The 25,550-nt window shown below is 74.1% G+C and carries 23 protein-coding genes and 2 pseudogenes; 11 read left to right on the top strand and 14 right to left on the bottom strand.

Going from position 1 to position 25,550, the window contains the following annotated elements; translation table 11 throughout:
* Nucleotides 1-60 precede the first annotated feature (60 nt).
* On the bottom strand, nt 61-534 hold the full coding sequence (locus C5N14_RS20005; protein ID WP_117669651.1) for an NfeD family protein: 474 nt from the start codon (nt 532-534) through the stop codon (nt 61-63).
* Nucleotides 535-647: 113 nt separating this feature from the next.
* On the opposite strand from C5N14_RS20005, the gene C5N14_RS20010 reads away from it, so the two are divergent.
* Nucleotides 648-1,964, top strand: coding sequence for a serine hydrolase (locus C5N14_RS20010; RefSeq protein ID WP_117669652.1), 1,317 nt, complete (start codon nt 648-650; stop codon nt 1,962-1,964).
* A 112-nt stretch (nt 1,965-2,076) separates the two neighbouring features.
* Here the strand turns inward: C5N14_RS20010 and C5N14_RS20015 are convergent, their stop codons facing one another.
* Nucleotides 2,077-2,892 (bottom strand): DUF3097 domain-containing protein, encoded by an 816-nt coding sequence (locus C5N14_RS20015; protein ID WP_117669653.1) that lies wholly within the window; start codon nt 2,890-2,892, stop codon nt 2,077-2,079.
* Between the two features lie 183 nt (nt 2,893-3,075).
* Here C5N14_RS20015 and C5N14_RS20020 point away from each other — a divergent pair, with 183 nt between their 5' ends.
* On the top strand, nt 3,076-3,870 hold the full coding sequence (locus C5N14_RS20020; protein WP_117669654.1) for a hypothetical protein: 795 nt from the start codon (nt 3,076-3,078) through the stop codon (nt 3,868-3,870).
* A gap of 230 nt (nt 3,871-4,100) precedes the next feature.
* Here the strand turns inward: C5N14_RS20020 and C5N14_RS20025 are convergent, their stop codons facing one another.
* The 7 genes from C5N14_RS20025 to C5N14_RS20055 all read right to left on the bottom strand — a co-directional run bounded on the left by C5N14_RS20025 (nt 4,101) and on the right by C5N14_RS20055 (nt 11,272).
* The gene (locus C5N14_RS20025; RefSeq protein WP_117669655.1) at nt 4,101-4,880 is read right to left on the bottom strand and encodes an HAD-IIA family hydrolase; all 780 of its coding nucleotides are present in this window, start codon (nt 4,878-4,880) and stop codon (nt 4,101-4,103) included.
* A gap of 76 nt (nt 4,881-4,956) precedes the next feature.
* Nucleotides 4,957-5,985 (bottom strand): ferrochelatase, encoded by a 1,029-nt coding sequence (locus tag C5N14_RS20030; RefSeq protein ID WP_117669656.1) that lies wholly within the window; start codon nt 5,983-5,985, stop codon nt 4,957-4,959.
* Between the two features lie 123 nt (nt 5,986-6,108).
* Nucleotides 6,109-6,876 (bottom strand): enoyl-ACP reductase FabI, encoded by a 768-nt coding sequence (gene fabI, locus C5N14_RS20035; protein WP_117669657.1) that lies wholly within the window; start codon nt 6,874-6,876, stop codon nt 6,109-6,111.
* A gap of 38 nt (nt 6,877-6,914) precedes the next feature.
* Nucleotides 6,915-7,619 carry a beta-ketoacyl-ACP reductase gene (gene fabG, locus C5N14_RS20040; RefSeq protein ID WP_117669658.1) on the bottom strand — a complete coding sequence of 235 codons (705 nt, stop codon included), beginning with the start codon at nt 7,617-7,619 and terminating at the stop codon, nt 6,915-6,917.
* A gap of 589 nt (nt 7,620-8,208) precedes the next feature.
* Nucleotides 8,209-9,159, bottom strand: a complete 951-nt coding sequence (locus tag C5N14_RS20045) for a VWA domain-containing protein (RefSeq protein ID WP_117669659.1) — start codon at nt 9,157-9,159, stop codon at nt 8,209-8,211.
* Complete coding sequence (locus tag C5N14_RS20050; RefSeq protein ID WP_371685878.1) at nt 9,156-10,178, bottom strand: DUF58 domain-containing protein; 1,023 nt, start codon at nt 10,176-10,178, stop codon at nt 9,156-9,158. Before C5N14_RS20050 ends, C5N14_RS20045 begins: the two co-directional genes overlap by 4 nt.
* On the bottom strand, nt 10,157-11,272 hold the full coding sequence (locus C5N14_RS20055) for a MoxR family ATPase (RefSeq protein WP_117669660.1): 1,116 nt from the start codon (nt 11,270-11,272) through the stop codon (nt 10,157-10,159). The genes C5N14_RS20050 and C5N14_RS20055 overlap by 22 nt, the downstream gene beginning before the upstream one ends.
* A 238-nt stretch (nt 11,273-11,510) precedes the next feature.
* Here C5N14_RS20055 and C5N14_RS20060 point away from each other — a divergent pair, with 238 nt between their 5' ends.
* From C5N14_RS20060 to C5N14_RS20070, 3 genes are all read left to right on the top strand, one after another.
* Nucleotides 11,511-11,741, top strand: a complete 231-nt coding sequence (locus C5N14_RS20060) for a hypothetical protein (protein WP_117669661.1) — start codon at nt 11,511-11,513, stop codon at nt 11,739-11,741.
* Between the two features lie 223 nt (nt 11,742-11,964).
* The gene (locus C5N14_RS20065; protein WP_117669672.1) at nt 11,965-12,444 is read left to right on the top strand and encodes a PH domain-containing protein; all 480 of its coding nucleotides are present in this window, start codon (nt 11,965-11,967) and stop codon (nt 12,442-12,444) included.
* A gap of 92 nt (nt 12,445-12,536) precedes the next feature.
* A complete protein-coding gene (locus C5N14_RS20070; protein ID WP_243639835.1) occupies nt 12,537-13,844 on the top strand; it encodes a PH domain-containing protein in 1,308 nt (435 codons plus the stop codon).
* 76 nt (nt 13,845-13,920) lie between these two features.
* On the opposite strand, the gene C5N14_RS20075 is transcribed toward C5N14_RS20070, so the two are convergent.
* A complete protein-coding gene (locus C5N14_RS20075) occupies nt 13,921-14,403 on the bottom strand; it encodes a hypothetical protein (RefSeq protein WP_128763612.1) in 483 nt (160 codons plus the stop codon).
* Between the two features lie 47 nt (nt 14,404-14,450).
* The gene (locus C5N14_RS20080) at nt 14,451-15,521 is read right to left on the bottom strand and encodes a phosphatase PAP2 family protein (protein WP_117669664.1); all 1,071 of its coding nucleotides are present in this window, start codon (nt 15,519-15,521) and stop codon (nt 14,451-14,453) included.
* 60 nt (nt 15,522-15,581) lie between these two features.
* Here C5N14_RS20080 and C5N14_RS20085 point away from each other — a divergent pair, with 60 nt between their 5' ends.
* Nucleotides 15,582-16,025 carry a thioesterase family protein gene (locus tag C5N14_RS20085; RefSeq protein ID WP_117669665.1) on the top strand — a complete coding sequence of 148 codons (444 nt, stop codon included), beginning with the start codon at nt 15,582-15,584 and terminating at the stop codon, nt 16,023-16,025.
* A complete protein-coding gene (locus tag C5N14_RS20090; RefSeq protein ID WP_117669666.1) occupies nt 16,022-16,852 on the top strand; it encodes an MBL fold metallo-hydrolase in 831 nt (276 codons plus the stop codon). The genes C5N14_RS20085 and C5N14_RS20090 overlap by 4 nt, the downstream gene beginning before the upstream one ends.
* 142 nt (nt 16,853-16,994) lie before the next feature.
* Here C5N14_RS20090 and C5N14_RS20095 read toward each other — a convergent pair whose 3' ends face one another.
* Nucleotides 16,995-17,441, bottom strand: coding sequence for a MarR family winged helix-turn-helix transcriptional regulator (locus C5N14_RS20095; RefSeq protein ID WP_117669667.1), 447 nt, complete (start codon nt 17,439-17,441; stop codon nt 16,995-16,997).
* Between the two features lie 189 nt (nt 17,442-17,630).
* On the opposite strand from C5N14_RS20095, the pseudogene C5N14_RS20100 reads away from it, so the two are divergent.
* Nucleotides 17,631-18,787 (top strand): annotated as a pseudogene (locus C5N14_RS20100) (multidrug effflux MFS transporter).
* Between the two features lie 84 nt (nt 18,788-18,871).
* On the opposite strand, the gene C5N14_RS20105 reads toward C5N14_RS20100, so the two are convergent.
* Nucleotides 18,872-19,807, bottom strand: coding sequence for a PfkB family carbohydrate kinase (locus C5N14_RS20105; RefSeq protein WP_117669668.1), 936 nt, complete (start codon nt 19,805-19,807; stop codon nt 18,872-18,874).
* A 360-nt stretch (nt 19,808-20,167) separates the two neighbouring features.
* On the opposite strand from C5N14_RS20105, the gene C5N14_RS20110 reads away from it, so the two are divergent.
* Nucleotides 20,168-21,301, top strand: coding sequence for a lytic polysaccharide monooxygenase (locus tag C5N14_RS20110; protein ID WP_117669669.1), 1,134 nt, complete (start codon nt 20,168-20,170; stop codon nt 21,299-21,301).
* A gap of 61 nt (nt 21,302-21,362) precedes the next feature.
* Here C5N14_RS20110 and asnB read toward each other — a convergent pair whose 3' ends face one another.
* Complete coding sequence (gene asnB, locus C5N14_RS20115) at nt 21,363-23,324, bottom strand: asparagine synthase (glutamine-hydrolyzing) (RefSeq protein ID WP_117669673.1); 1,962 nt, start codon at nt 23,322-23,324, stop codon at nt 21,363-21,365.
* 111 nt (nt 23,325-23,435) lie between these two features.
* Between asnB and C5N14_RS20120 the strand changes: the two genes are divergently transcribed.
* Nucleotides 23,436-24,914 carry an aminopeptidase P family protein gene (locus C5N14_RS20120; protein WP_117669670.1) on the top strand — a complete coding sequence of 493 codons (1,479 nt, stop codon included), beginning with the start codon at nt 23,436-23,438 and terminating at the stop codon, nt 24,912-24,914.
* A 295-nt stretch (nt 24,915-25,209) separates the two neighbouring features.
* Nucleotides 25,210-25,550, top strand: a pseudogene (locus C5N14_RS20125) (hypothetical protein); the annotation flags it as partial.

Consider the following 25,550-nt stretch of genomic DNA (forward strand, 5'->3'; position numbering starts at 1 on the left):
GGGTCACCACGACGATCAACGCCACGGCGACCAACAGCACCGTCACAAATTCCATACCCTTCACCCTCTCGCTTCGGGCAGTTCGCCCGAGGTGGAAACGTCGTCATCCCACACCAGGGCCGTCGCGCCCTGGACCTTTATCACCCGCACCCGCCGGCCGGGGACGAAGCTCTGCGTCGCGTCGTACGACCGGGCGCTCCACAGCTCTCCGTCGATCTTGACCAGGCCCTGCTCGGCGTCGACCCGCTCCAGCACCAGGGCGGTGGACCCCTCGATCGCCTCCACCCCGAACGGCTGCTCGCCGCTGTCCCGGGCGGAACGGGCGTGCCGGCGGATCGCCGGCCGGGCCACCGCCACGCTGAGCGCCGAGACCGCCGCGAACACCAGCGCCTGCACGGCGGTCGGCGCGCCCAGGGCCGCGGCTCCGGCGGCGGCGAACGCGCCGACCGCGAACATGATCAGGAACAGCGTCGTCGTGAAGATCTCGGCGACCGCCAACACCACACCCAGTACGACCCAGAACACCGCGTCCACCCCCCAAGGGTGACACGTCGGAGCACGCGCGGCCCGCAGGCAAGATCAGTAAGCTCGGCGGCAGCCGTTTCCGCGAGGGCGCCGCCGGCGTCCCGAGAGCCAGTGGAGGAGCCGTGTCGCTGCCATCCGAGACCGCCCGAGGGGTCGACGCCGTGGTCGCCCGGGCGCAGTCCGCCGGGCGTACCCCGTCGCTCGTGCTCGGCGTGGTGCGCGAGGGTGAGTTGGCCCACGTCGCCGCCGCCGGGGAGCATCCCCGCCCGGACGCCGACCGGCAGTACCGGCTCGGCTCGATCACCAAGACGATGACCGCGGTGCTGGTCATGCAGCAGCGTGACGCCGGGACACTGGCCCTGCACGACCCCCTCGACGCGCACCTGCCCGGCACCGGGGTCGGCGCGCTCACCCTGCACCAGCTCCTCGGCCACGCCAGCGGCCTCCAGCGCGAACCGGACGGCCCCTGGTGGGAGCGGGCCGAGGTCGGCGACCTGGCGTCCGTGCTGGCCGGCGTGGGCGAACACAAGATCGCCTACCCGCCGCACCGGGTCTACCACTACTCCAACCTGGCGTACGGGCTGCTCGGCGGGGTGCTGGAGGCGGTCACCGGGACGGGCTGGTTCGACCTGCTCCGGCAGCGGATCCTGGCACCGCTGGGCATGACCCGCACCACCTACCAGGCCGCCGAGCCGTTCGCCCGGGGGTACGTGGTGCACCCGTGGCACGACACGCTGCGGGAGGAGCCGCGCACCGACACCGGGGCGATGGCCCCGGCCGGGCAGCTCTGGTCGACGATCACCGACCTCGGCCGGTGGGCGGCGTTCCTGGCCGACCCGGACCCGGCCGTTCTCGCCCCGGAGACGCTCGCCGAGATGTGCGCGCCGGTGGCGATCAGCGACCTCGACTCGTGGACCAGCGGGCACGGCCTCGGCGTCGAGCTGTACCGGGCCGGGGACCGGGTGTACGTCGGCCACGGCGGGTCGATGCCCGGGTACGTCGCCGGGCTGGCCGTGCACCGCCCCACCCGCACCGCCGTGGTCGGCTTCGCCAACTCGTACGGCCTCCGGGTCGGCCACGTCGGCGGCCTCGGGCGGGAGGTGCTGACCACCGTCCTGGACGCGCTGCCGGACCCGGTCGCGCCGTGGCGTCCGGCCGACGCCGCGCCCCCGGCCGAGCTGGCCGAGCTGACCGGCCGCTGGTGGTGGATGGGCACGGAGATCGAGTTCCGCGCCGACGCCGCCACCGGCGAGCTGCGGGCCGGCCCGATCGGGAACCCGGTCATGCGGTTCACCCGGGAGGGCCCGGACCGCTGGCGGGGCCGCTCCGGTCCGGAGGACGGCGAGATCCTCACCGTGCTCCGCGACGACGCGGGCCACCCGGTCGCCCTCGACGTAGCCACCTTCGTCTTCACCCGCACCCCCGACGAGGAACCCTAACCACCCCTGGGATGGCGGGTGCCGGCAAATTCACGGAAGGCGTGGTTATTCCTCGGCGAATGGCCACGCTTTCCGAGAATTTGCGCGGCCGGGGCAAGGGGGTGGGGTGGGGTTAGGGTGCCGGATCGGTGACGAAGTCGATCAGCCGTTCCATGGCGTTGATCAGCGGGGTCTCCACGTCGGCGAAGCTGTCCACCCGGGACAGGACGTGCCGCCACATGTCGGCCGGCTCGGCCACCCCGAGGGCCGCGCAGACCCCCTCCTTCCACGGCCGCCCCGGCGGCACCACCGGCCACGCCGCGATGCCCAGCGCGGCCGGCCTGACGGCCTGCCACACGTCGACGTAGGGGTGGCCGGTGACCAGCACGTGCGGGGAGTTCACCCGGGCCACGATCCGGCTCTCCTTCGAGCCGGGCACCAAGTGGTCGACCAGCACGCCGAGCCGCCGGCCCGGGCCGGGGGCGAAGTCGCGCACCTGCGCGGCGAGTTCGTCGATGCCGTCCAGCGGCTCCACCACCACGCCCTCGACGCGCAGGTCGTCGCCCCAGATCCGCTCCACCAGGGCCGCGTCGTGCACGCCCTCGACCCAGATCCGGCTGGCCTTGGCCACCTGCGCCCGCACGTCGCCGACCGCGATCGAGCCGGACGCGGTGCGCCGGCGGGCCGCCGGCACGGGCGCGCGGGCCGGCCGGCGCAGCGTGACCGGCCGGCCGTCGAGCAGGAACGCCGCCGGCAACAGCGGGAAGTTGCGCCGCCGGCCGTGCCGGTCCTCCAGCACCACCGCGCCGGACTCGAAGCCGACCACCGCGCCGCAGAACCCGGAGTCGGCGTCCTCGACCACGAGATCGGCTTCGGCGTCCACCTCGGGGATCACCTTCCGCCGCCGCCAGTCGCCCGCCAACACGTCCTCGCCGTACCGCCCCACCATCCCGCCACGCTAACCCCCGCCCGCCCCGGGGCGCGCCAGCCGCGCCGATCATGGAGTCGGGTGCCCCGCGAAAAGGTGCACGAGCGGAATATCCGGTCACCACGAGTCCATGATCGACGCTAACCGGGGCGGGGCAAGCGGCAGTCGAGACAGGGGTGGGGCGCAGCACGTACCCTCTCTTGCATGTCCTCCCCCGCAACGGGCGCGGTCACGCTCGCGCCCCGCCGGTCGAGCCGGTTCGTTGCCTGGGTGCGCGCGTGGCGCGCCGGGCTCGTGCCGTACGACGAAGTCGCCGAGGAGATCGCCGGCGACGAGGAGCACCTCGTCGCGGACGCCCCCGGCACCTGGACCGACGTCCCACTGCGGGACGCGCTGCCCACCCTCGCGAAGCTCTCCCCGGACGAGATCCGGCTGGTGCTGCCCGCACCCGGCGACCCACGGGGGCTGCCCGGTCCGGGCGACTTCGCGGGCACCGCGCTGGTCACCGGCGAGGCGGTGGTGGCCGGCGGGCTCGGGCTGATCCCGCAGGTGCGCACGCACACCTCCGGCTCGGGGATGACCTTCGAGACGGTGCTCTGGCGCTGCTACCCGCTGCCCGCCGACGCCCCGGCCGCCTCGCTGGCCTCGCCCGGCGCCGCCGAGGCGGAGGCGGAGCTGGCCATCGCGCTCGCCGAGACCACCGCCGCCCTGACCCGGCTCGACGTGGCCCAGTGGCGACCCGAGCTGGCCGGCGCACTGGCCGCGCTGCGCCGCCCCGACGGGACCACCGACCTGCCGCCGGGCTTCGACCCCCGGGCGCGGCGGCTGTTCGCCCGCGCGGCCGTGCTCGACCGGGTGCTGGCCCTGGCCGGGCACAGCGCGCCGGGCGGCGCGATCAACAACCACGAGGCCCAGCAGCGCGACGCCGCGCTCCGGCCGCTCACCACCGCCTGCCGGCAGGCCCTCGTCGCCGCCTGCAACGCCCCGCTACGCCCCTGACCCGCCCGCCTCAGCCGGGTCAGGGGCCACGAGCCCAGTCCGTACCCGGCGGCGGAACGGACCGGCCCGATCCGCGCGCGGGTCAACCGGTCCGGGCGAACCGCCGGGGCTCGCAGGCGTTCGGAACTGTTCCGAACGCCTGCCCGCATCAGGGCTGCCACCACCTCCTCTGCTGGCAGCGAAAGCCGGTCGAGCACGTTCACGGGGGGCGCTGCCCGGCGGAGCCGGGGTCAGATCTCGTCCATCAGGTCGGCCACGGAGTCGACGATCCGGGACGGGCGGTACGGGTACCGCTCGGCCTCGGTCCTGGTGCTGATCCCGGTCAGCACCAGGATGGTCTCCAGCCCGGCCTCCAGGCCGCACAGCACGTCGGTGTCCATCCGGTCGCCGATCATCGCGGTCGTCTCGGAGTGCGCGTCGATGGTGTTCAGCGCCGAGCGCATCATCATCGGGTTGGGCTTGCCGACGAAATAGGGCTCCACCCCGGTCGCCTTCGAGATCATCGCCGCGACCGAACCGGCGGCCGGCAGCGCGCCCTCGACCGACGGGCCGGTGACGTCCGGGTTGGTGCAGATGAACCGGGCCCCCTCGTTGATCAGCCGGACCGCCTTGGTGATCGCCTCGAAGCTGTACGTCCGGGTCTCCCCCAGCACCACGTAGTCGGGGGCGAAGTCGGTGAGCACGTAGCCGACCGCGTGCAGCGCGGTGGTCAGCCCGGCCTCCCCGATCGCGTACGCGGTGCCGCCCGGCCGCTGGTCGGCCAGGAACTGGGCGGTGGCCAGCGCCGCCGTCCAGATGGCGTGCTCGGGCACCTCGAAGCCCATCCGGGTCAGCCGGGCCTGCAGGTCGCGCGGGGTGTAGATGGAGTTGTTGGTCAGCACCAGGAACGGCTTTCCGGAGGCCCGCAGCTTGTTGATGAACTCCGGCGCGCCGGGCACCGGCTGGCCCTCGTGCACCAGCACGCCGTCCATGTCGGTCAGCCAGCTCTGCACCGGCTTTCGCTCGTACATTCGTCGTCCCAGGGGGTGTCGGGGCGGGGCCGCCGGACGGCGACCCGCACGGGTGTCGGAGGTGGCGGGCGGCGGGTCAGGGCCGGCGGGCCGGCACGCAGCACACCGTCGGGCAGGTGTCCCACAGCGCCAGCTCGCCGAGGCGGCGGCGCAGCCGCTGCCCGCCCGGCTCGGTGCGCTCGGCGACCAGTTCGCGCACCATGGCCACGAACCGCGGGTCGGTGCCCGGGGTGCCGGCCCGCACGTAGTCCAGGCCGAGCTCCTTGGCGGTCTCCAGCGCCTCGGTGTCCAGGTCCCACACCACCTCCAGGTGGTCGGAGACGAACCCGATCGGGCTGACCACCACGGCGGTGGTGCCGGCCTCGGCGACGGCGGCCAGGTGGTCGTTGACGTCCGGTTCCAGCCACGGCACCTGCGGCGGGCCGGAGCGGCTCTGCCACACCAGGTCGTACGGCAGGTCGGGGGCGGCGGTCGCGTGCACCAGCCGGGCCACCTCGGCGAGCTGGGCGGTGTACCGGCCGCCGTGCGGGCCGGCGTTGGCGGCCATCGACACGGGCACGGAGTGGGCGGTGAAGACGAGCCGGGTGCTGGCCCGCCGCGCCGGGTCGAGCTGGGCCAGGGCCGTCCTGACCGCGTCGACGTGCGGCTCGACGAAGCCCGGGTGGTCCCAGAACTGGCGCAGCTTGTCGATCACCGGGGCGTCCGGGCCGACCGCCGCGCGGGCCTTCGCGATGTCCTCCTGGTACTGCCGGCAGGAGGAGTAGCCGCCGTACGCGCTGGTCACGAACGCCAGGGCGGTGGTGATTCCGTCGTCGCGCATCCGCGCCACGGTGTCGGCGAGCATCGGGTCCCAGTTCCGGTTGCCCCAGTAGACCGGCAGGTCGATGCCGTGGGCGGCGAAGTCCGCCCGGACGGCGGCGAGCAGGTCCCGGCACTGCTGGTTGATCGGGGAGACCCCGCCGAAGTGCTGGTAGTGCTCGACGACCTCCGCCAGCCGCTCCGGGGGGACGCCCCGCCCCCGGGTCACGTTCTGGAGGAAGGGCAGCACGTCCTCGGGCCGCTCGGGGCCGCCGAAGGAGACCAGCACCAACGCGTCGTACGCCATGGGTCCATTCTTCCCCGCCCGCCGGTCGGCCGGGCGACGGCCCCTGGTCAGCTCGTTGAGCCGGGTGTCACGAGGTGGCCCCCGCCACACCTCGGAAGGTGGCCGGGGGCCGGTGGTCACACCTCAGGAGCCGATGGCGTGGTAGCCGCCGTCGACGTGCACGATCTCGCCGGTGGTGGCCGGGAACCAGTCCGACAGCAGCGCCAGGCAGGCCCGGGCGGCGGGCTCCTGGTCGGTGAGGCTCCAGCCCAGCGGGGCCCGCTCGGCCCAGGCGTCCTCGAACCGCTCGAAGCCGGGGATCGACTTCGCCGCGATGGTGCGCAGCGGGCCGGCGGCGACCAGGTTGCTGCGGATGCCCTGCTTGCCCAGGTGCAGCGCGAGGTAGCGGGACGCGGACTCCAGCCCGGCCTTGGCCACGCCCATCCAGTCGTAGACCGGCCACGCCTTGGTGGCGTCGAACGTGAGACCCACCACCGCGCCGCCCGGCGACATCAGCGGCAGCGCCGCCATGGCGAGGGACTTGTAGGAGTACGTCGAGACGTGCAGCGCGGTCGCCACGTCCTCCCACGGCGCGTCGAGGAACCCGCCGCCGAGGCAGCTCTGCGGGGCGAAGCCGATCGAGTGCACCACCCCGTCCAGGCCGTCGGCGTGCTCGCGGACCTTGTCGGCCAGACCGGCGAGGTGCTCGGCGTCGGTCACGTCCAGCTCGATCACCGGGGCCGGCTCGGGCAGCCGCCGGGCGATCCGCTCGACCAGGGAGAGCCGGCCGTAGCCGGTGAGCACGACCTGCGCGCCGTTCTCCTGGGCGAGCTTCGCCACGGAGAAGGCGATCGAGGCGTCGGTGATGACGCCGGTGACCAGCAGCCGCTTACCGGCCAGCAGTCCGGACATGTCGGGGTTCCTCCGTTGAGTCGGTGCGATGAGCAGCGTCAGTGGCCCATGCCCAGGCCGCCGTCGACCGGGATCACGGCGCCGGAGATGTAGCCGGCGGCGTCCGAGGCCAGCCAGGCGACCACCCCGGCGACCTCGTCGGGGGTGGCGAACCGACCGGCGGGGATGGACTTCAGGTACTCGGCCCGCCGGTCCTCGGGCAGCGCGGCGGTCATGTCGGTGTCGATGAAGCCGGGCGCGACGACGTTGGCGGTGATGTTGCGTCCGCCCAGCTCCCGGGTGATCGAGCGGGCCACACCGACCATGCCGGCCTTGCTCGCCGCGTAGTTGACCTGGCCGGGGCCGCCGTACAGGCCGACGACCGAGGAGATGAAGATCATCCGCCCCCAGCGGGCCCGGAGCATCTTCGTCGAGGCACGCTTGGCGCAGCGGAACGCACCGGTGAGGTTGGTGTCCAGCACCCGGGTGAACTGCTCCTCCGACATCCGCATGATCAGGGTGTCGTCGGTGATGCCGGCGTTGGCCACCAGCACCTCGACCGGGCCCAGCTCCGCCTCGATGGTGCCGAAGGCCGCGTCGACGGAGGCGGAGTCGGTCACGTCACAGGTGACGCCGAACAACCCCTCGGGGGCGTCGCCGCTACGGTGCGTCACCGCCACCCGGTCGCCCTGCTTGGCGAACGCCTGGGCGATGGCCAGGCCGATCCCCCGGTTTCCGCCGGTCACCAGCACGGTTCGGGCCACGGGTCCCCCTCTGCTCCGCTGATCCACGTCGGTGGGGAGCCTAGGCGTTACCGGCAGGTAAGCGCTAACGCGGGCGCGTCGCCCGCCCGTGCCGCTTTGGGCGGGCCCGGGGCCGGCGGCCGAATTCGGGCGGGCGACCCCCGGGTGTACGATGATCCACGTTCCGGACCAGGCCGACCGCAGGAGGTGATCGCTGTGCGAGATAGCGATCCTCCCAGTCGTGGCCGGGCCGATCGTCAGCCCCGCTGAGCCACGACTCAGCAGGTGAGCTGACCCAGCTCCGCTCCCCCCGCCGTCCACCCTCGCCTCCCCGGCGGGGCGACCGCGCCGTGCCGTCCGATGAGGACGACGCGGGGAGCCTCCCGGTCACGACTTCGTGTGCGCGTCCTGCCTACCCCTGCGGTCCCGCGACACCGCGGACCGTCCAGCCGCCACCGGAGCCTTCCCATGAGCCGTTACGTCGCCCCGCTGGGCTTCACCCTCGCCGCCGTCTGGGTGGCCGTCGTCTTCGTCCTCACCTCCGCCGGGCACTGACCGCCCCGCCCACGCCGACCGTCCACGGTCGACGCGGACGCGGGACGGGACCCGGTCAGATCAGGCGGGCCGACCACAGGAGACTGCTGGCGCCCGCGCAGAGGGCCAGCAGCAGCGCGATCCCGGCGTACCACTGGGTGACCTCGCGGGGCTCGGTGCGGAACCCGATCGAACTGCCCATGTCCTGGTAGACCTTCTTCAGCTCGCTGACCGAGGCGGCCTCGTAGAAGTACCCCTCGGTGGTCTCCGCCAACTCGGCCAGCGCCAGCCGGTCCACCGGCACCCGCTGGAGCTGCCCGCCGATGTCGACCTGGCCGGCGTCGGTGCCGAAGGCGATGGTGGAGACCGGCACATTGGCCGCCTGGGCGGCGGCAGCCGCCTCCTCCACCGACCGCCCGGAGGTGCGGAAGCCGTCGGAGAGCAGCACGATCCGGGCCGGCGGGATGCCCGCCGCACCGTCGGCCGGCACCGACCGGATCGCCTCCAGGCAGGTGAACACCGCCTCGCCGGTCGCCGTCGCCTCGGCCAGCACCAGCCCGTCGATCGCGCTGGTCACCGCGCCCCGGTCCTTGCCGGGCGGCACCAGCACGTTCGCCGACTTGGCGAACGAGACCAGGCCGAGGTTGTAGCTCTCCGGCAGCTCGCCGACGAACTGCTTGGCCGCCTCCTGGGCGGCCTCCAGCCGGTTCGGCGCCACGTCGTCGGCCTGCATGGACAGCGACACGTCGATGGCCAGCATGACGGTGGCCCGCTCCAGCGGCTCCTTGGTGTCCATCGCCGGCCGGGCCAGGGCGGTGGCCAGCACCAGCAGGCTGAGCAGGAACGCCACGGCCGGCACGTGCCGCCGCCAGCCCAGCCCCTTCGGCGCGAGCGTGCGCAGCAGGTCCACGTTGGTGAACCGCATCGCGTACGCCCGGCGGTGCAGTTGCCGCCACACGTACAGCGCGGCGAGGGCGAGCACCGGCAGCACGGCCAGCAGCCACCACGGTTGCAGAAAACGGATCATCGTGTCGTCCCCCGGGTGCGGGCGTGCCGCTGCGCGGCGACGAAGCGCACCATGTCGAGCAGCCAGTCGGTGTCGGTCCGCAGTCGCAGGTGGGCCGCGCCGGCGGCGCGGAGCTGGGCGGAGACCTCCGCCCGCTGGGCGGCGGCGGCCTCGGCGTAGCGGCGGCGCAGCCGCGGATCGGCGGTCTGCACCTCGTGCAGCTCCCCGGTCTCCGGGTCGACCACCGGCAGCACCCCCACGTCGGGCAGCTCCAGCTCGCGCGGGTCGACCACCTCGATCGCCAGCACGTCGTGCCGGACCCGCAGCTTACGCATCGGCCGCACCCACTGCTGCGGCGGCGCGAGGAAGTCGGAGATGACCACCGCGACCCCGCGCCGGCGGGGTGGCCGGTTCAGCATGTCGACCAGCGCGCCCAGGTCGCTGCGCCCGGGCCGGATCTCGGTGCCGGCGATCGCCCGCAGCAGCCCCTGCGCCTCCTTGCGCCCGGACCGGGCGGGCAGCCGGACGAGCCGCCCGGGTCCGGCCGGCGGCGGCGCGCCCCGCCGGCGGCCGGCCGGGGCGGCCGGCTCGGCGCCGCTGCCGACCACCGCCCCGATCCGGTTGCCGCCGCGTACGGTCAGGTGGGTCAGCGCGGCGGCGGCGGCCACCACCACGTCCCGCTTCAGCCACTGGCCGGTGCCGAAGTCCAGGCTCGCGGACAGGTCCACCGCGAGCCACGTCTCCAGCTCCCGGTCGGCGACGGTGCGCCGCACGTGCGGCGTCGTCGTGCGCGCGGTCACCGGCCAGTCCATCCGGCGTACGTCGTCGCCGGGGCGGTACTCGCGCGACTCCCCCGCCTCGCTGCCCGGGCCGGGCAGCAGCCCGGCGTAGTCGCCCTGGAGCAGGCCGTCGAGCTTGCGGGTGACCAGTAGCTGGAGCCGGGACAGCAGCGCCTCGCTGCGGGGGGCGGCGGCGGGTGAGGGCGACCACCGCGTACCCCCCAAGGGGGTGGGTGAGGTCACGGCCGCTGCCCGGGCCACCCGGCGGCGGCCGGCGCCGGGCCGGCCGGGGTGGCCTGCTGGCGCGGGGTCACCGACGGCAGCGGGATGGTCGACATCACCCGGTGCACCACGTGGTCGGCCGGCACGTCGTCGGCGAGCGCGTCGTAGCTGAGCACCAGCCGGTGGCGCAGGATGTCCGGTGCGATGTCCTGCACGTCCTGTGGGAGGGCGTAGTCCCGGCCGCGCAGCAGCGCCAGCGCCCGGGTGGCCCGGACCAGGCCGAGCGAGGCGCGCGGGCTGGCGCCGTACTGGATCAGCTGCGCGACGTCGGGCATGCCGTGCTCGGCGGGGGTACGCGTGGCCAGCACCAGCCGCACCGCGTAGTCGACCAGCGCGTTGTGCACGAAGACCTGGTCGGCCTTGCGTTGCAGCGCGATCAGGTCCTCGGTGTCGAAGACCCGCGCCGGCTCCGGCGGGGCCACCCCCATCCGGTACACGATCTCCCGCTCCTCGGCGTCGGTCGGATATCCGACGACGATCTTCATCAGGAAGCGGTCCCGCTGCGCCTCCGGCAACGGGTAGACGCCCTCCTGCTCGATCGGGTTCTGGGTGGCCATCACCAGGAACGGGTCCGGCACCCGGTGGGTCTGGCCGCCGATGGAAACCTGCCGCTCGCTCATCACCTCCAGCAGGGCCGACTGCACCTTGGCCGGGGCCCGGTTGATCTCGTCGGCGAGCAGGAAGTTGACGAAGACCGGGCCCAGTTCGACGTCGAACTTCTCGCTGGACTGCCGGTAGATCCGGGTGCCCATGATGTCGGCGGGGACCAGGTCCGGGGTGAACTGCACCCGGGCGAAGGATCCGCCGACCACCTTGGCGAGGGTCTCCACGGCGAGGGTCTTCGCCACCCCGGGCACCCCCTCCAGCAGGCAGTGCCCCCGGGCGAGCAGCGCCACGAACATCCGCTCGACCATCCGGTCCTGGCCGACGATCACCCGCTTGATCTCGAACAGCGCCCGCTCCAGCAGCGTCGCGTCCTGGGCCGGGGTGGTCGTCGGCGGCGCCGACGTCGGGAAAGTGTCCGGCGCGCTGCCGTTCGGCGTCGGGGTGTCGGGCGTGGTCGGCTGGGCCACCGGTCCTCCACAGCATGATCGGTTGTCGCGGCGTGGTGCGTATCAAGACTCGCATGCCCGGCTGAGTGCCGAGGCGGGGAGAAGCCGTTTTCCGCCACGCCGTCCCGCCGTCCCGAAACGCCGATCACGGGTTTACACCAGGGGGTCCGGCGTGTGTACCATTCACCCCGTCGCCGGGCGGCTCCCCCCGTGGCCGCCCGGCGCTCAGACTCCTCGCCGCGCGCCTAGACTGGCCCGGATGAGCGCCTCCCTCCCCGCCGACGCGGTGCCGATCTGCTCGGCCCGGGGCTGTCGCGCCCCAGCGGAGTGGGCGCTGCGCTGGAACAATCCCCGCCTGCACACCGCCGACCGGCGCAAGACCTGGCTCGCCTGCGCCGGGCACCGGTCCTCGCTCGGCGACTTCCTCGACGCACGCGGCTTCCTTCGGGAGGTCACGCAACTGGCCGGATCGCCTACGCTCGACTGGTGAGCGCGCAGAGCGGACCCTCCCGGTGACCGGCGACCCCGTCGGCGGCCCACCCCCACCCGGCCAGTCGGCCGGCCTGCCCGGGTCGCACCCCGCGCCGCCACCGGAGCCCTCCGGGCCGTACCCCTGTCCCGGCGGCCCGGAGTCGCCCGGCGCCGGTGCGGGATCGTTCGCGGCCGGACCGCCGCCGGCCCCGACCGGGGCGGCGCCGTTCCCGCCGGGCCCGCTGGAGCCGTGGCCGGACACCGTGCGGTGGCAGCCGGTGTCCCCCAACCTGATCTGGGTGGAGCTGCTGCGGCTGGCCGCGGTGCTCGGGGTGCTGCTGCTGGGTCTCGCCGTCGGCTGGGCGTTGAGCGGGCACTGGCTGTTCGGCGGTGCCCTCGGCGCGGTCGTGCTGGCCGGCGCGTGGCGGGTGGTCACCATCGTGCGCGCGGTGCACGCCTGGGGGTACGCCGAGCGTGAGAACGACCTGCTGGTGCGGCACGGGCTGCTGGTCCGCCGACTGTCCATCGTGCCGTACTCGCGGATGCAGTTCGTCGACGTCAGCGCCGGTCCGCTGGAACGGGCCTTCGACCTGGCCACGGTGCAGCTACACACCGCCGCCGCGGCCAGCGACGCCCGGGTGCCGGGGCTGCCCCCGGCGGAGGCGTCCCGGCTGCGCGACCGGCTCACCGCGCTCGGCGAGGACCGCGCGGAGGGCCTGTGAGCCAGGGCCAGCACAACACCGACCCCACCGGCGCCCCCCGCTCCCCGCAGTTCCCCCACCAGCAGGCCGGGGGCGGGGAGCCGCGGCAGCGGTTGCACCCGCTGAGTCCGGCGCTGCACGGGGCCAAGTCGCTGGTGGTGGTCATCGCCGGGCTGTCCTGGTCGACCCTGTCCCGGGTCGGCTTCGGCTGGTTCGCGGCGATGGTGACCGCGCTGGCCCTCGGCGCGACGGTGCTCGCGGTGGTCAGTTGGTACAACACCGGCTACCACGTGGTCGGCCGGGAACTGCGGGTGTACGAGGGCCTGCTCTGGCGGCGCACCAGGGCCATCCCGCTGGAGCGCCTCCAGGCCGTCGAGGTGGTCCGCCCGCTGCTCGCCCAGCTCACCGGGCTGGCCGAGCTGCGGCTGGAGGTGGTCGGCGGCGGGAAGACCGAGGCGCCGCTGGCGTACCTGGGGGTGGCCGAGGCCGCCGCCCTGCGGCAGCGGCTGCTCGCGCTCGCCGGTACCGGGGCCGCCCCCGGCCCCCGGGCGGCGACCCCGGCGGCGGCCGGGCCGGGGGTGGGACACGGGGCCTCGCCGGTCCCGCCGGGCCGGGCGCTGCACGACGTGGCCAACCGGGACCTGCTGGTCAGCCAACTGCTCACCCCGCAGGCGTTCCTGCTCCCCTTCGGCGTGGCCTTCGTCGCGGCCCAGTTCCTCTCCGAGGGCTCCTGGTCGTTCATCGCGGTGGCGAGCACGCTCACCGCGATGGCCGGCGTGCTGCTGCAACCGGTACGCCGCGTCCTCGACGACTGGAACTTCCGGCTGGCCCGGGACGAGGGCACCCTGCGGATCCGCAACGGCCTGCTGGAGACCCGGGCGCAGACCGTGCCGCTGAACCGGGTGCAGACGGTCGGGGTGACCTGGCCGCTGCTCTGGCGCGCCAAGGGCTGGCTGCGGCTGCGGCTTGAGGTGGCCGGCTACGCGGCCGGCGAGCCGGACGACCGGAACCGCCCCGACCGGCTGCTGCCGGTGGGTGACGCGGCCACCGGGGAACGGATCGTGGCGGAGGTGCTGCCGGGGGTCCGGCTGAGCGGGCTGGCGACGAGCCTCCCGCCGACCCGGGCCCGGTGGCTGCGCCCGCTGAGCCGCCGGGCCGTCGGCGCCGGGCTCGACGAACGGGTCTTCGCCGCCCGGTCCGGGCTGGTCACCCGGCAGCTCACCGTCGTGCCGTACGCCCGGATCCAGAGCGTGCGGGTGACCCAGGGCCCCGCGCAGCGGCGGCTGCGGCTGGCGACCGTGCACGCCGACACCGCGGGCGGCGCGGGCGCCGCCGCGCACGACCGCGACCTCGCCGAGGCGTGGTGGCTGGCGGCGGAACTGACCGCGCGGGCACAGGCCGCCCGCCACCTGCACAGGTGAGCGGTGACTTCGCTGGCCGGATCGGCGGCCAGGTGCCTCCCCGGAAGGTGGGTGGTCGAGCGCGGGTTCTCCTGGATCAACCGATTTCTTCGCTGTCGCTCAGGTCGTCGACCCGAACCGGTGTCCACCGGTGGAAAGTGACCGCGAGACCGTACGGGTGGCAGATGGGCAGCCGCCCGTCGGCGAAGCGAATGTGCCATTCGTCGAGGTAGAAGTTGAGCTCTGGGGAAGCCAGCGGGAATTCCTCGACGCGGAAGTCCCGGTAGGAGTCCAGCTCTGCCTCGGTAAGGCCGAACAGGGCCGGGTCGCTCAGGAGCGTCCGGTGCACGAAACGAAGCCCGGCCTCCAGGTAGTGGTCGACCCTGCCGAGCACCTCGACGATCAGGGGCAGATCAGCGCGGTCGAGGTCGTCCGTGCCGTCGAGCAGGATGTTGACCTCGACCGGTTCGGAGTACAGCGAGCTGTGCGGGGGTCGCTGCGCAGCCCACACGCGTAGGGCACCAGGTCCTCGGTCGAAGATCAGCGGCCCGATGCCAGGACGGGACACGGTCGAGGTCACGAGGGCCCCCCTTCAGGCGAGCAGCACGACGTGCTGGGACAAGGCGCTCAGCGGGTGGCCTGGACCGCCGGCGGCCCGTCGGCGGTGGTGATGGGACCGGCCGGTTCCGGCTCCGGCTCCGGCCCGCCCGTGGGGCCGTCGGCCGGCTCCGGCCCGACCGGCGTCCGGCGCGCCCGCCTGGCCGCCCACCAGCGCTCGGCCAGGCCGACCACGAGGAAGGTCATCCCCACGTACGCCCAGCCGACCAGCACGTCGATGACGTAGTGCTCACCGGAGTAGACCAGGGTGAAGGTCATCGCCAGCGGGTACGCCAGCAGCAGCGGCCACCACCGTCGGCGGGTCGCCCGCAGGAAGAACAGCACCACGAACAGCGCCCACGCGGTGTGCAGCGACGGCATCGCGGCCACCGGGTTGGAGGCGATCTGCCCGGCGTTGAGCAGGTTGCCCGCGCCGTGCATGCCGAACGCCTTCCAGCCCCGGGTGGAGATCCGGGCCACCTCGGTGAGCAGGCCGTTCTGCGCCGCCCACCAGGGCGGGGCGGCCGGGTAGAGGAAGTACGTGGCCAGCCCGGCCGCACAGAGGAACCCGAAGCGCCGCATGTACGCGGCCCACCGTTCCCGGTTCCGCATCCAGAGCACCCCGGCGGCGGCGAGGGTCACCACGAAGTGGGAGAAGTAGACCCAGCTCGCGAGCACGTCCCACCACTGCACGTCGGGCCGGTAGAGGTGCTCCTGCAACCAGACGGTGGGCACCTCGCCGCCGGTCGCCCAGCCGAACATGAACCGGTCGGCGACGATCAGCTCCATCGCGTGCGGGGTGGCCCCGTTGTCGGCGAACCCCCGGGACAGGTTGTAGGCCGCGAGGAGCAGCACCACCGGCACCCAGTCCCGGGCGAACAGCAGGTGGCTGCGCCACGGGCGGTGCGAGTTCCAGGCGACGGTGCCCGCCCAGATCCAGAGGAACGCGTACGCCGGGTCGGTGGGCAGGCCGATGCCGAGCCAGGCGGCCACGAAGGCCGCGGCCCAGACCGACATGGCGATCACCCGGCGGCGACCGCCGTCGGGTGGGGCGGGCGGTCCGGCGGGGGCGGGGGTCCGGGGGTCAGTCACGACGGCCATCGCCGTCCAGGTTAACGGCGGCACCGCGACCGGCCGACGCCGACCACCTAGGCTGGGCGCATGCAGGAGCAGTCGGAGCAACCCCTCGCGCCGGGCCTGTCGGCCCGGGTCGAGCTGACCGTGACCGACGCCGACACCGCGCGGGCCGTCGGCTCCGGCGACGTGCCGGTGCTGGGCACCCCCCGGGTGCTCGCCCTGGTCGAGGCGGCCACGGTCGCGGCCACCGCCGACGACATGCCGCCCGGCCGGACCACGGTCGGGCTCCGGGTCGAGCTGGACCACCTGGCCGCCACCCCGGTCGGCCGTACGGTGGCGGCGCACGCCCGGCTCGCCACGGTCGACGGGCGGCGGCTGCGGTTCGTGGTGAGCGTCACCGACGGCGCGGAGACGGTCGCCCGGGGGCTGGTGGACCGGGTGCTGGTCGACCGGCAGCGCTTCGTCGAGCGGGCCGGCGGGGCCCGGTCCGACGCCGCGGCCGGCGGTCGCCCGGCGGCGGCGTCATGACGCCGCGGTTCGTCGAGATCGCCGACCGGGTGCACGTGCTGCGGGAGCCGCTGCTCGACGTCAACGTCACGCTGGTCGTCGGCGACGGCGCGGCGCTGGTGGTGGACACCCTCTCCACCGCCGGGCAGGCCGCCGAGCTGGCCGCCGCGGCCCGGGCGGTGACCCCGCACCCGTGGACGGTGGTGAACACCCACCACCACTTCGACCACTGCTTCGGCAACGCCACCCTGGCCGCCGACCCGGCCCGACCGGTGTACGCGCACGAGGTCGCCGCCGCGGCGCTGCGCGAGCGCCCCGACGAGCTGCGCCGGGCGGCGTACGAGGAGGTGCGCGGCGAGCGGCCGGCGCTGGCCGCCGAGCTGGCCGGCACGGCGCTGCTGGCCCCCACGCACGTCGTACGCACGGAGACGGTGCTGGACGTCGGGGGCCGGCGGGTGCTGCTGCGCCACCCGGGGCACGGGCACACCGACGCCGACCTGGTGGTGCACGTGCCGGACGCGGACGTGCTGGTCGCCGGGGACCTGGTCGAGCAGGGCGGCCCACCGGCGTTCGAGGAGTCGTACCCGTTGCAGTGGCCGGACGCGGTGGCCGAGCTGCTGCGGCTGACCACCCCGGGCACGGTCGTCGTGCCCGGGCACGGCGAACTGGTCGACCCGGAGTTCGTCCGGGCCCAGCACGGCGAGCTGGTCGAGCTGGCCTGGCTGATCCGGGCCGGCCACACCGGCGGCGCCCCACCGGAGCGGGTGGCCGCCGAGGCCCCCTTCGGGGCCCGCGCCGCCCTGCTCGCGGCCCGCCGCGGCTACGCCGAACTCGACGGCACCGCCTGACCGCTCCCCGCCCCGGCTGCCGGCCGGACCGCCGGGTGTCGACGAACGTCGCGGCGTCCGCGGGGCGGCCGACGTCGGGGGCGGACCGACGCCCCCCTCGGTCAGCAACCGGGAGCGCGGGGACCCACGCGGTGGGAGTGGGTCAGTCGGCGGCCGTGATGAGGGCGGCCAGGGTGTCCAGGTGCGGCAGGGCCTCCACGAGGGCCCGACGGGCGGCCGGATCCAGGCCGGCGAGGGCGGCGGCGAGCAGCTCGGCGCGGTGCCGCTCGTAGTCGGCCATCCGCTGCCGCGCGGCGTCGGTGAGGCGCAGCCGGACCAGCCGCCGGTCGCCCGGATCCCGCTCGCGGTGCAGCAGCCCGGCGTCGACCAGGTCGCCGACCAGGGTGCTCACCGTGTTCGGCGCGGCGCACAGCCGCCGGGCCGTCTCCTTGACGCTGACGTCGGGGTGGGCCCGGACCACCAGCAGCAGTTCCACCTGTGCCTCGGCCAGCGCCGGCCGGTTGGCCCGCCGGGTGGTGCGGCGGCGCAGCAGCCGGTGCAGCTCCGCCACGGCGGCGCCGAGCCGGGCAGCGGTCTCGTCGGTCGACACCGGTCACCTACTTCACAGCGAAACATGTCTGAGAACAGAGCTAAGGTTACCCGGGACCGATCTTCTCTGGGGGGCCTCGTGGCGCGTGTGGTGCAGTCGACCGGCGGTGTGACGCCGGTTCCCGTTCCCCGCGGCGCCGGCCGGGCGGCCACGGCGGGCGGGCCGACCGACCGGGGCACCGGGGTCGGGCTGCTGGTGCTGCTCGGGGCGCTCACCGCGGTCGGCCCCCTCTCGCTGGACATGTACCTGCCGGCGTTCCCGGCGATGACCGACGAGCTGGGGCCAGCCAGGCCCAGATCCAGCTCTCGCTGACCACCTGCCTGATCGGCCTCGCCCTCGGCCAGCTCGTCACCGGCCCGCTGAGCGACCGGTGGGGCCGCCGCCGGCCGGTGCTCGTCGGGCTCGTCGGGTACGCGCTGCTGGCCCTGGTCTGCGCGGTCGCCCCGAACGCCGGCACGCTCGCCGCGGCCCGCTTCGTGCAGGGCTTCGCCGGCGGGACGGGCGTGGTGGTGGCCCGGGCCATCGTCCGCGACCTGTACGCCGGCCGGGCCGCCGCGAAGTACTTCTCCCGGCTCACCCTGGTCTTCGGGGTGGCCCCGGTGGCCGCGCCCGGCGTCGGCAGCCTGGTGCTGCGGTTCGGGTCCTGGCGGGCGGTCTTCGTCACCCTCGCGGTGATCGGCCTGCTGCTCGCCGCCGCGGCGGCCCGGTGGCTGCCCGAGACGCTTCCCGCCGAGCGACGCAGCACCGGCGGCCTGGCGGGCACCGCCCGGACCATGGGGTCGCTGCTGACCGACCGGGTCTACCTGGGATACGTGCTGACCCAGGGGCTGGCCTTCGCCGCCCTGTTCGCGTACATCTCCGGCTCGTCGTTCGTCTTCCAGGACGTGTTCGGCGTCTCCGGCGGCGCGTTCAGCCTGCTCTTCGGCCTCAACGCGCTCGCCCTGGTCGCCGCCGGGCAGGCCAACGCCCGGCTGCTCGACCGGTTCGGCCCGGGCGTCCTGCTGGTCGCCACGCTGCTGGTCGGCGCCGGGGCCGCCGTGGGCGTGCTGACCGGCGCGGTGGCCGGCAACCCGTGGCCGCTCGCCGTCGCGTTGTTCGTCTTCGTCGGCACGATCGGCATGGTGATGCCCAACAGCACGGCGCTGGCGCTGGACCGGCACGCCAGCCACGCCGGCACGGCCGCCGCGCTGCTGGGGGCGCTCCAGTCGGTGATCGGCGCGCTGGCCGCGCCGCTGGTCGGGCTGGGCGGCGAGGGCAGCGCCGTGCCGATGGCGGCCGTGCTGGCCGGCGCCGCCGTGCTCTCCCTGGCCGCCGTGCTCACCCTGGCCCGGCCCACCGACCGCTGACCCCCCGCGCCGACAGGCCCAGGGCCGGGCCGGGATCGGGCTGTTCCAGCATCCGGCCCGGACGGGGCTGGACGGACGGGCGGGTCAGCCGGCGAAGCGGCGCAGCACCTCGGCGCGGGTGGGCATGGCCACCGCACCGCCCGGCGTCTCGCACACCAGGCCGGCGACCCGCAGCGCGAACGCGACCCGCCGGTGCCAGTCGGCCGGGTCGGTCGGCTCGCCGTCGACCAGCAAATCGGCGATGAGCGCGCCCATCACCGAGTCGCCGGCGCCGGTGGCGTCCACCGCGCGCACCTTCGGCGCGGGCACGCGTACCGGATCGCCGCCGGCGGCGGCGACCACCGCCCCGGCCGGGCCGAGGGTGACCACCACGGTCGCCGCCCCCAGTTCGCGCAGGTAGGTGGCGACCCCCTCGACCGGCTCATCGGGGTAGAGCAGCTCGGCGTCGGCGGTGCTCAACCTGACCAGGTGGGCGGCGGCGGCGAACTCGGCCACCGTCGCGCGCAGCCCGGCCAGCGCGGCCGGCCCGTCGAGCAGCCGGGGCCGCACGTTCGGGTCGAAGACCCGCAGCCCGCCCGCGGCGGCCCAGGCCCGGCGGGCGGCGGCCAGCACGGCCGGGCGCAGCAGCACGATCGACCCGCAGTAGAGCACCTCGGCGCCCGCGACCAGGCCGACGTCCAGGTCGTCGGCGGTGAGCAGCCCGTACGACGGTGGCTCGCCGTAGAAGCGGAAGTCCGGCTCGGCGCCGCAGTGGGTGGCCACCGCGAGCGCGGTCGCCGCGGGCACGGTGACCGTCCCGTCGAGCCCGACCCCGGCGTCGGCCAGGAAGGCGCGGATCCGGTCGGCGAGCACGTCGTCGCCGAGCGAGCCGACGAACTGCACCCGCCCACCGAGCCGGGCCACCCCGACGGCCACGTTGAGCGGCCCGCCACCGATCTCCTGGCGGAACACCGGCCGGCCGTCGCACTCCGCGTCGAGCAGGTCGACCAGCGCCTCGCCGAGCACCACCGCGTATCCCATCGTGGGTCCCTCCGTCCGTCACCGCCGTACCCCGATCCTGTCGTACCGCCGGCCGGGAGCGCGGACGGACCCGGACTCCGCCGCGGACGACCCCGGAGCGCGGGCGACACTCATCGACAGGCGGCTATTGCGTGGGGCTGCCCCGGCGTGGTGAGATGGCGCTGCCGGTCGGTGCGGGGGCTGCCGCCCGCCGGCGACGGGAGAGAGCCAGCGCGAGGGCACGCCGGTCCGCCGAGGCGGACCGCCGGTGACCCGCGCTCCGTCCGCCCTGCGGGCCCTGGGCGCGGCGCCGCGATCGTCACATCCGCTCGTTCGCAGCGGGACGTCCGGTGCGGTCGTCCCGCGAGTCAGGAGAACCCCGTGACCCGTTCCCGTACGGCCGCGCTGCTCACCGCGGCCGCCACCCTCGCCGCGGGCGCCGTCGCCCTGACGGCCGGCCCCGACCGGGCCGCCGCCCACGGCGCCTCGATGACCCCCGGCGCCCGGACCTACCTCTGCTGGAAGGACGGCCTCACCAGCACCGGTGAGATCAAGCCGATCAACCCGGCCTGCACCGCGGCGGTCGCCGAGAGCGGGGCGAACTCGCTGTACAACTGGTTCAGCGTGCTGCGCTCCGACGCCGGCGGCCGGACCGTCGGTTTCATCCCCGACGGCAAGCTGTGCAGCGGCGGCAACCCCGGCTTCAGCGGGTACGACCAGGCCCGCACCGACTGGCCGCTGACCCACCTGACCGCCGGGGCCCGGCACGACTTCAAGTACAGCAACTGGGCGCACCACCCGGGCACCTTCTACTTCTACGTGACGAAGGACAGTTGGAGCCCGACCCGGCCGCTGGCCTGGAGCGACCTGGAGGAGCAGCCCTTCCTCACGGTGACCAACCCGCCGCAGAACGGCGGGGTGGGCACCAACGAGGGGCACTACTACTTCAGCGGCAACCTGCCGTCGAACAAGAGCGGCCGGCACATCATCTACTCGCGCTGGGTCCGCTCGGACAGCCAGGAGAACTTCTTCGGCTGCTCCGACGTGGCCTTCGACGGCGGCAACGGCGAGGTCACCGGGGTGGGCAACGGCGGCTCGCCCAACCCGACCACCCCGCCGCCGAACCCGACGACTCCCCCGCCGAACCCGACCACCCCGCCGCCCAGCCCCACCACGCCGCCGCCGAGCCCGACCACCCCGCCGCCGCACAGCGGGGACTGCATGGCGGTCTACAAGGTGGTCGGCACCTGGTCCGGCGGATTCCAGGGCGAGGTGACGATCATGAACCACGGCAGCACGTCGTTCGCCGGCTGGAAGGCGACGCTGACCTGGCCGAGCGGGCAGACGATCCAGAGCCTGTGGAACGGCTCGTACACCACGTCCGGGTCGACCACCACGGTGACCAACGCGGCCTGGAACGGCATGGTCGCCCCGGAGGGGACGACGACGTTCGGCTTCGTGGCCAGCAGCACCGGGACGAACGCCCTGCCCGCGGTGAGCTGCGCCCGGGCGTGACCCCGCCCGGGTGAGCGGAGGCCCCCTGCCACGCGCGGCGGCAGGGGGCCTCCGCACCGGCTCAGCGGACCATGGAGCCGACCACCGGCTTGGTCAGCAGCGCGGACTGGTTGCGCTGGATGCCCGGGTCGAGGGTCTTGGCCACGAAGATCGCGTGCCAGATGCAGAAGATCAGCACCGTCCACACCTTGCGGGAGTGGTCGGCCTCCTCCCGCTTGTGCTCCTCCAGCAGCCGCATCGCGTACGACAGGTCGATCAGGTCGCCGGCGCCGGAGTTGGACAGCACCCAGCGGGCCCACTCGTACATCTCGCCGCGCAACCACACCCGGGTCGGGGTCGGGAAGCCGAGCTTCTTCCGGTTGACGATGGCCGGCGGGACCACGCCCTGCAACGCCTGGCGCATGGCGTACTTGGTGGCGTCGGAGCGCGGCGGGAGCTTCAGGTCGACCGGGATGGTGGCCGCCACGTCGAACACCTCCCGGTCCAGGAACGGCACCCGGACCTCCAGCGAGTGCGCCATCGAGATCCGGTCGGCCTTGACCAGGATGTCGCCGCGCAGCCAGGTGTAGAGGTCGACGTACTGCATCTTGGTGACGTCGTCCAGCTCGGTGCACTCGGCGTAGATCGGCGCGGTGACGTCGGTGTAGCGCACCGAGGGGTCGTAGCGGCGCAGCAGGTGCTGCTTCTCCTCCTCGGTGAACATCCGGGCGTTGCCGTAGTAGCGCTGCTCGATCGGGGTGGTGCCGCGCTCCAGGAAGCTCTTGCCCTTCACCCCCTGCGGGATGGCCTTGGAGACCGCCCGCAGGCCCTTCTGCACCCCGCCCGGCAGGCCGTTGACCGTGCCGAGGGAGAGCGGCTCGCGGTAGATCGTGTACCCGCCGAAGAACTCGTCGGCGCCCTCACCGGAGAGGACCACGGTGACGTGCTCGGCGGCCTTCTTCGCCACGAAGTACAGCGGCACCAGGGCCGGGTCGGCCACCGGGTCGTCCAGGTGCCAGACGATCTTCGGCAGCGCGTCGATCATGTCCTGCGGCCCGATCTTCGTCGGGATGGTGGTCACGTCGAGGTGCCGGGCCGAGTCCTGGGCGACGTCGATCTCCGAGTACCCGGGGACGTCGTAGCCGACGGTGAAGGTGAGGATGTTCGGGTTGAACTCCCGGGCCAGCGCCACCACGGCGGTGGAGTCGATGCCGCTGGACAGGAACGAGCCGACCGGCACGTCCGAACGCATGTGCATCCGGACGCTCTCCCGCAGCGTCTCCCGGATCTGGTGGTAGAGGCGCTGCTCGTCGCTGACCGGGGCGGGCCGGAACACCGGCCGGTACCACCGGCGCACGTCGATCCGGCCGCCCGGGCTCCAGGTCAGGTACTCTCCCGACCCGATCCGGTTGATGCCCCGGTGCAGGGTGCCGGGCTCCGGGACGTACTGCAGGGTCAGGTAGTGGCTCAGGTTCGCCGGGTCGATCCCGGCGTCCCCGGCGTACGCGGACTGCGCGAACGGCAGCAGCGCCTTCTTCTCCGAGGCGAGGTAGAGCCCGTCGGCGGTCTCCAGGTAGTGCAGCGGCTTGATGCCGAAGTAGTCGCGTGCGCCGAACGCCCGGCGCTCCTGCCGGTCCCAGATCACGAACGCGAACATGCCGCGCAGCCGGGTGAGCACCTGCTCGCCCCAGAAGTGGAAGCCGGCGACGATGACCTCGCCGTCGCCGGCGGTGGCGAACTGGGCCCCGTAGGTGCGCACCAGTTCCTCGCGCAGCTCGATGTAGTTGTAGATCTCACCGTTGAACGTCAGCAGGTAGCGCCCGCCCGCGTACGGCAGCGGCTCGTGGCTGGACGCCACGTCGATGATCGCGAGTCGCTTGTGCCCGAACACCCCGTCCGCGTAGTGGCCGGTGGCGTCGCCGACCACCTCGACCCCTGTCTCGTCCGGTCCGCGGTGGTGCAGGCACTCCAACGCCCCCGCGATGTGGTCACGGTGGGCGGCGGCGTTGCCGTTCGCGCTGAAGAAGGCCAGGAGTCCGCACATGGTGGTCATCTTTCCACGCGGCCGGGACGCACGTCGCGGGCACCGCAGGCTCTCCACTTCCGCGCGCGCGGGGTACCGTCTGCACCAGCGACGCGGCGGAGGGAGCGGATCATGAGCGAGAAGCAGACCGGCGGCCAGCCGGACGGCACCGAGTCACACGACCCGGATTTCCCGGAGGCGTTCCTGTCGTTCATGCGTCAGGGCTGGCGGGACACCAATCTTCCGGTCGGCCCCCGGGTGGAGGTGCCGAACCACGCCAAGCGGCGGGCCGCGCTCTCCGCCGCCTTCCCGGGCGAGACGCTGGTGATCCCCACCGGCGGGGAGAAGGTGCGCGCCAACGACACCGAGTACCGGTTCCGGCCGGGCAGCGACTTCGCGTACCTGACCGGCGACCACGAGCCGGACAGCGTGCTGGTGCTGCGCCCCAACGGCTCGGGGCACGACGCCACCCTTTACATGCGACCCCGGTCCTCCCGGGACAACGACGAGTTCTTCCGCAGCCGACACGGCGAGCTGTGGGTGGGCCGGCGGCACACCCTGGCCGAGAAGTCGACCGAGCTGGGCCTGCCCACCGTCGACCTGACCGAGCTGGACGCGGCGCTGGCCGAGCTGGCGCCGGCGCGGACCCGGGTGCTGCGCGGCTTCGACGCCCGGGTGGACGCGGCCCTGCGCCCGTACGACGGGCCGCGGGCCGAGGGGCAGCCGGCCCGGGACCGCGAGCTGGCGATCACGATCTCCGAACTCAAGCTGGTCAAGGACGAGTGGGAGATCGCCCAGCTCCAGGACGCCGTCGACGCCACCGTGCGGGGCTTCGAGGACGTGGCCCGGGTGCTGCCGGCCGACCGGGCGGTCTCCGAGCGGCTGCTGGAGGGGATCTTCGCGCTGCGCGCCCGGCACGACGGCAACGAGGTCGGCTACGGCTCGATCGTCGGGGCCGGCGAGCACGCCACCATCCTGCACTGGGTGCACAACCACGGCGTCACCCGGCCGGGTGAGCTGCTGCTGATGGACATGGGCGTGGAGAACCGCAACCTCTACACCGCCGACGTGACCCGGGTGCTCCCGGTCGACGGCCGGTTCACCCCGTTGCAGCGGCAGGTCTACGACGTCGTGTACGCCTCGCAGCAGGCCGGGATCGACCTCATCCGGCCAGGAGCCAACTTCCGCGACGTCCACCTGACCTGCATGCGGGTGCTCGCCGAGGGCCTGCACGACCTTGGCCTGCTGCCGGTCAGCGTGGACGAGGCGATGGACGAGAAGTCGACGGTCTACCGCCGGTGGACGCTGCACGGCTTCGGGCACATGCTCGGCATCGACGTGCACGACTGCTCCAATGCCCGCAAGGAGACCTACCGCGACGGCGCACTCGGCGAGGGCTACGTGCTCACCGTCGAGCCGGGGCTGTACTTCCAGCCGGAGGACGAGCTGGTTCCCGAGGAGCTGCGCGGCATCGGCATCCGGATCGAGGACGACGTGCTGGTGACCGCGACCGGCGCGGTCAACCTCTCGGCCGGGCTGCCGCGCCGGGCCGACGAGGTGGAGACCTGGCTGGCCGAGCAGCGCGAGGCGGGTCCGCGCCTGCCCGGCTGATCCCCAGGTACGACCACGGCGGGCCCCGCCGCCGGTACGCGACGTTTCGACCGTCGACGCACCGGTGGCGGGGCCCGCCGCCGTTTCCGCCCCTGCGGCACCTTCGTGCCCGGCACCGTCCCGACTGCGGAGTCCTGCCCGTTCTGAGGACAATGCGGGGTTTTTTCGGATACGTCCTCCTCGCGAGGAACATTCTCATACGGTGGAGATCAGAAGGCTGCAACCGATTTGTAGCTGGTCGCACCCCCTCGGGCGGTGCGGTCCCGTCTGGTAGCAGGAAGGGCGGAAGGCTCTGATGTCCAACGACGAAACGACTCCCGACGGCGGGGTGCACACCACCCCGCCGGCGAAACGGCGACGGGCGCTCTGGGTCGCCACCGGCGTGGCCGGCCTGACCGGCGTCGTCGGCCTGGCAGCGCTCGGCGGGTTGGCCGCCCGCAACGACAAGTCCGACGACGCGAACCGGCTGTCGGACCAGCACTCGGCCACCTCGAAGCAGAACGTCAGCGACGCCGGCCGGGCCGACGAGGAGGGCGCCAAGGAAGACGACGGCCAGAAACCCGGCGAGCAGGACGACCGGAGCGACGGCGAGTGGTCCGGCCAGGACGAGTGGTCCGGCAAGGACGACTGGTCCGG

Origin of the sequence: Micromonospora sp. MW-13 (genome assembly GCF_003434305.1) — a bacterium.
Taxonomy (GTDB): Bacteria; Actinomycetota; Actinomycetes; order Mycobacteriales; family Micromonosporaceae; genus Micromonospora.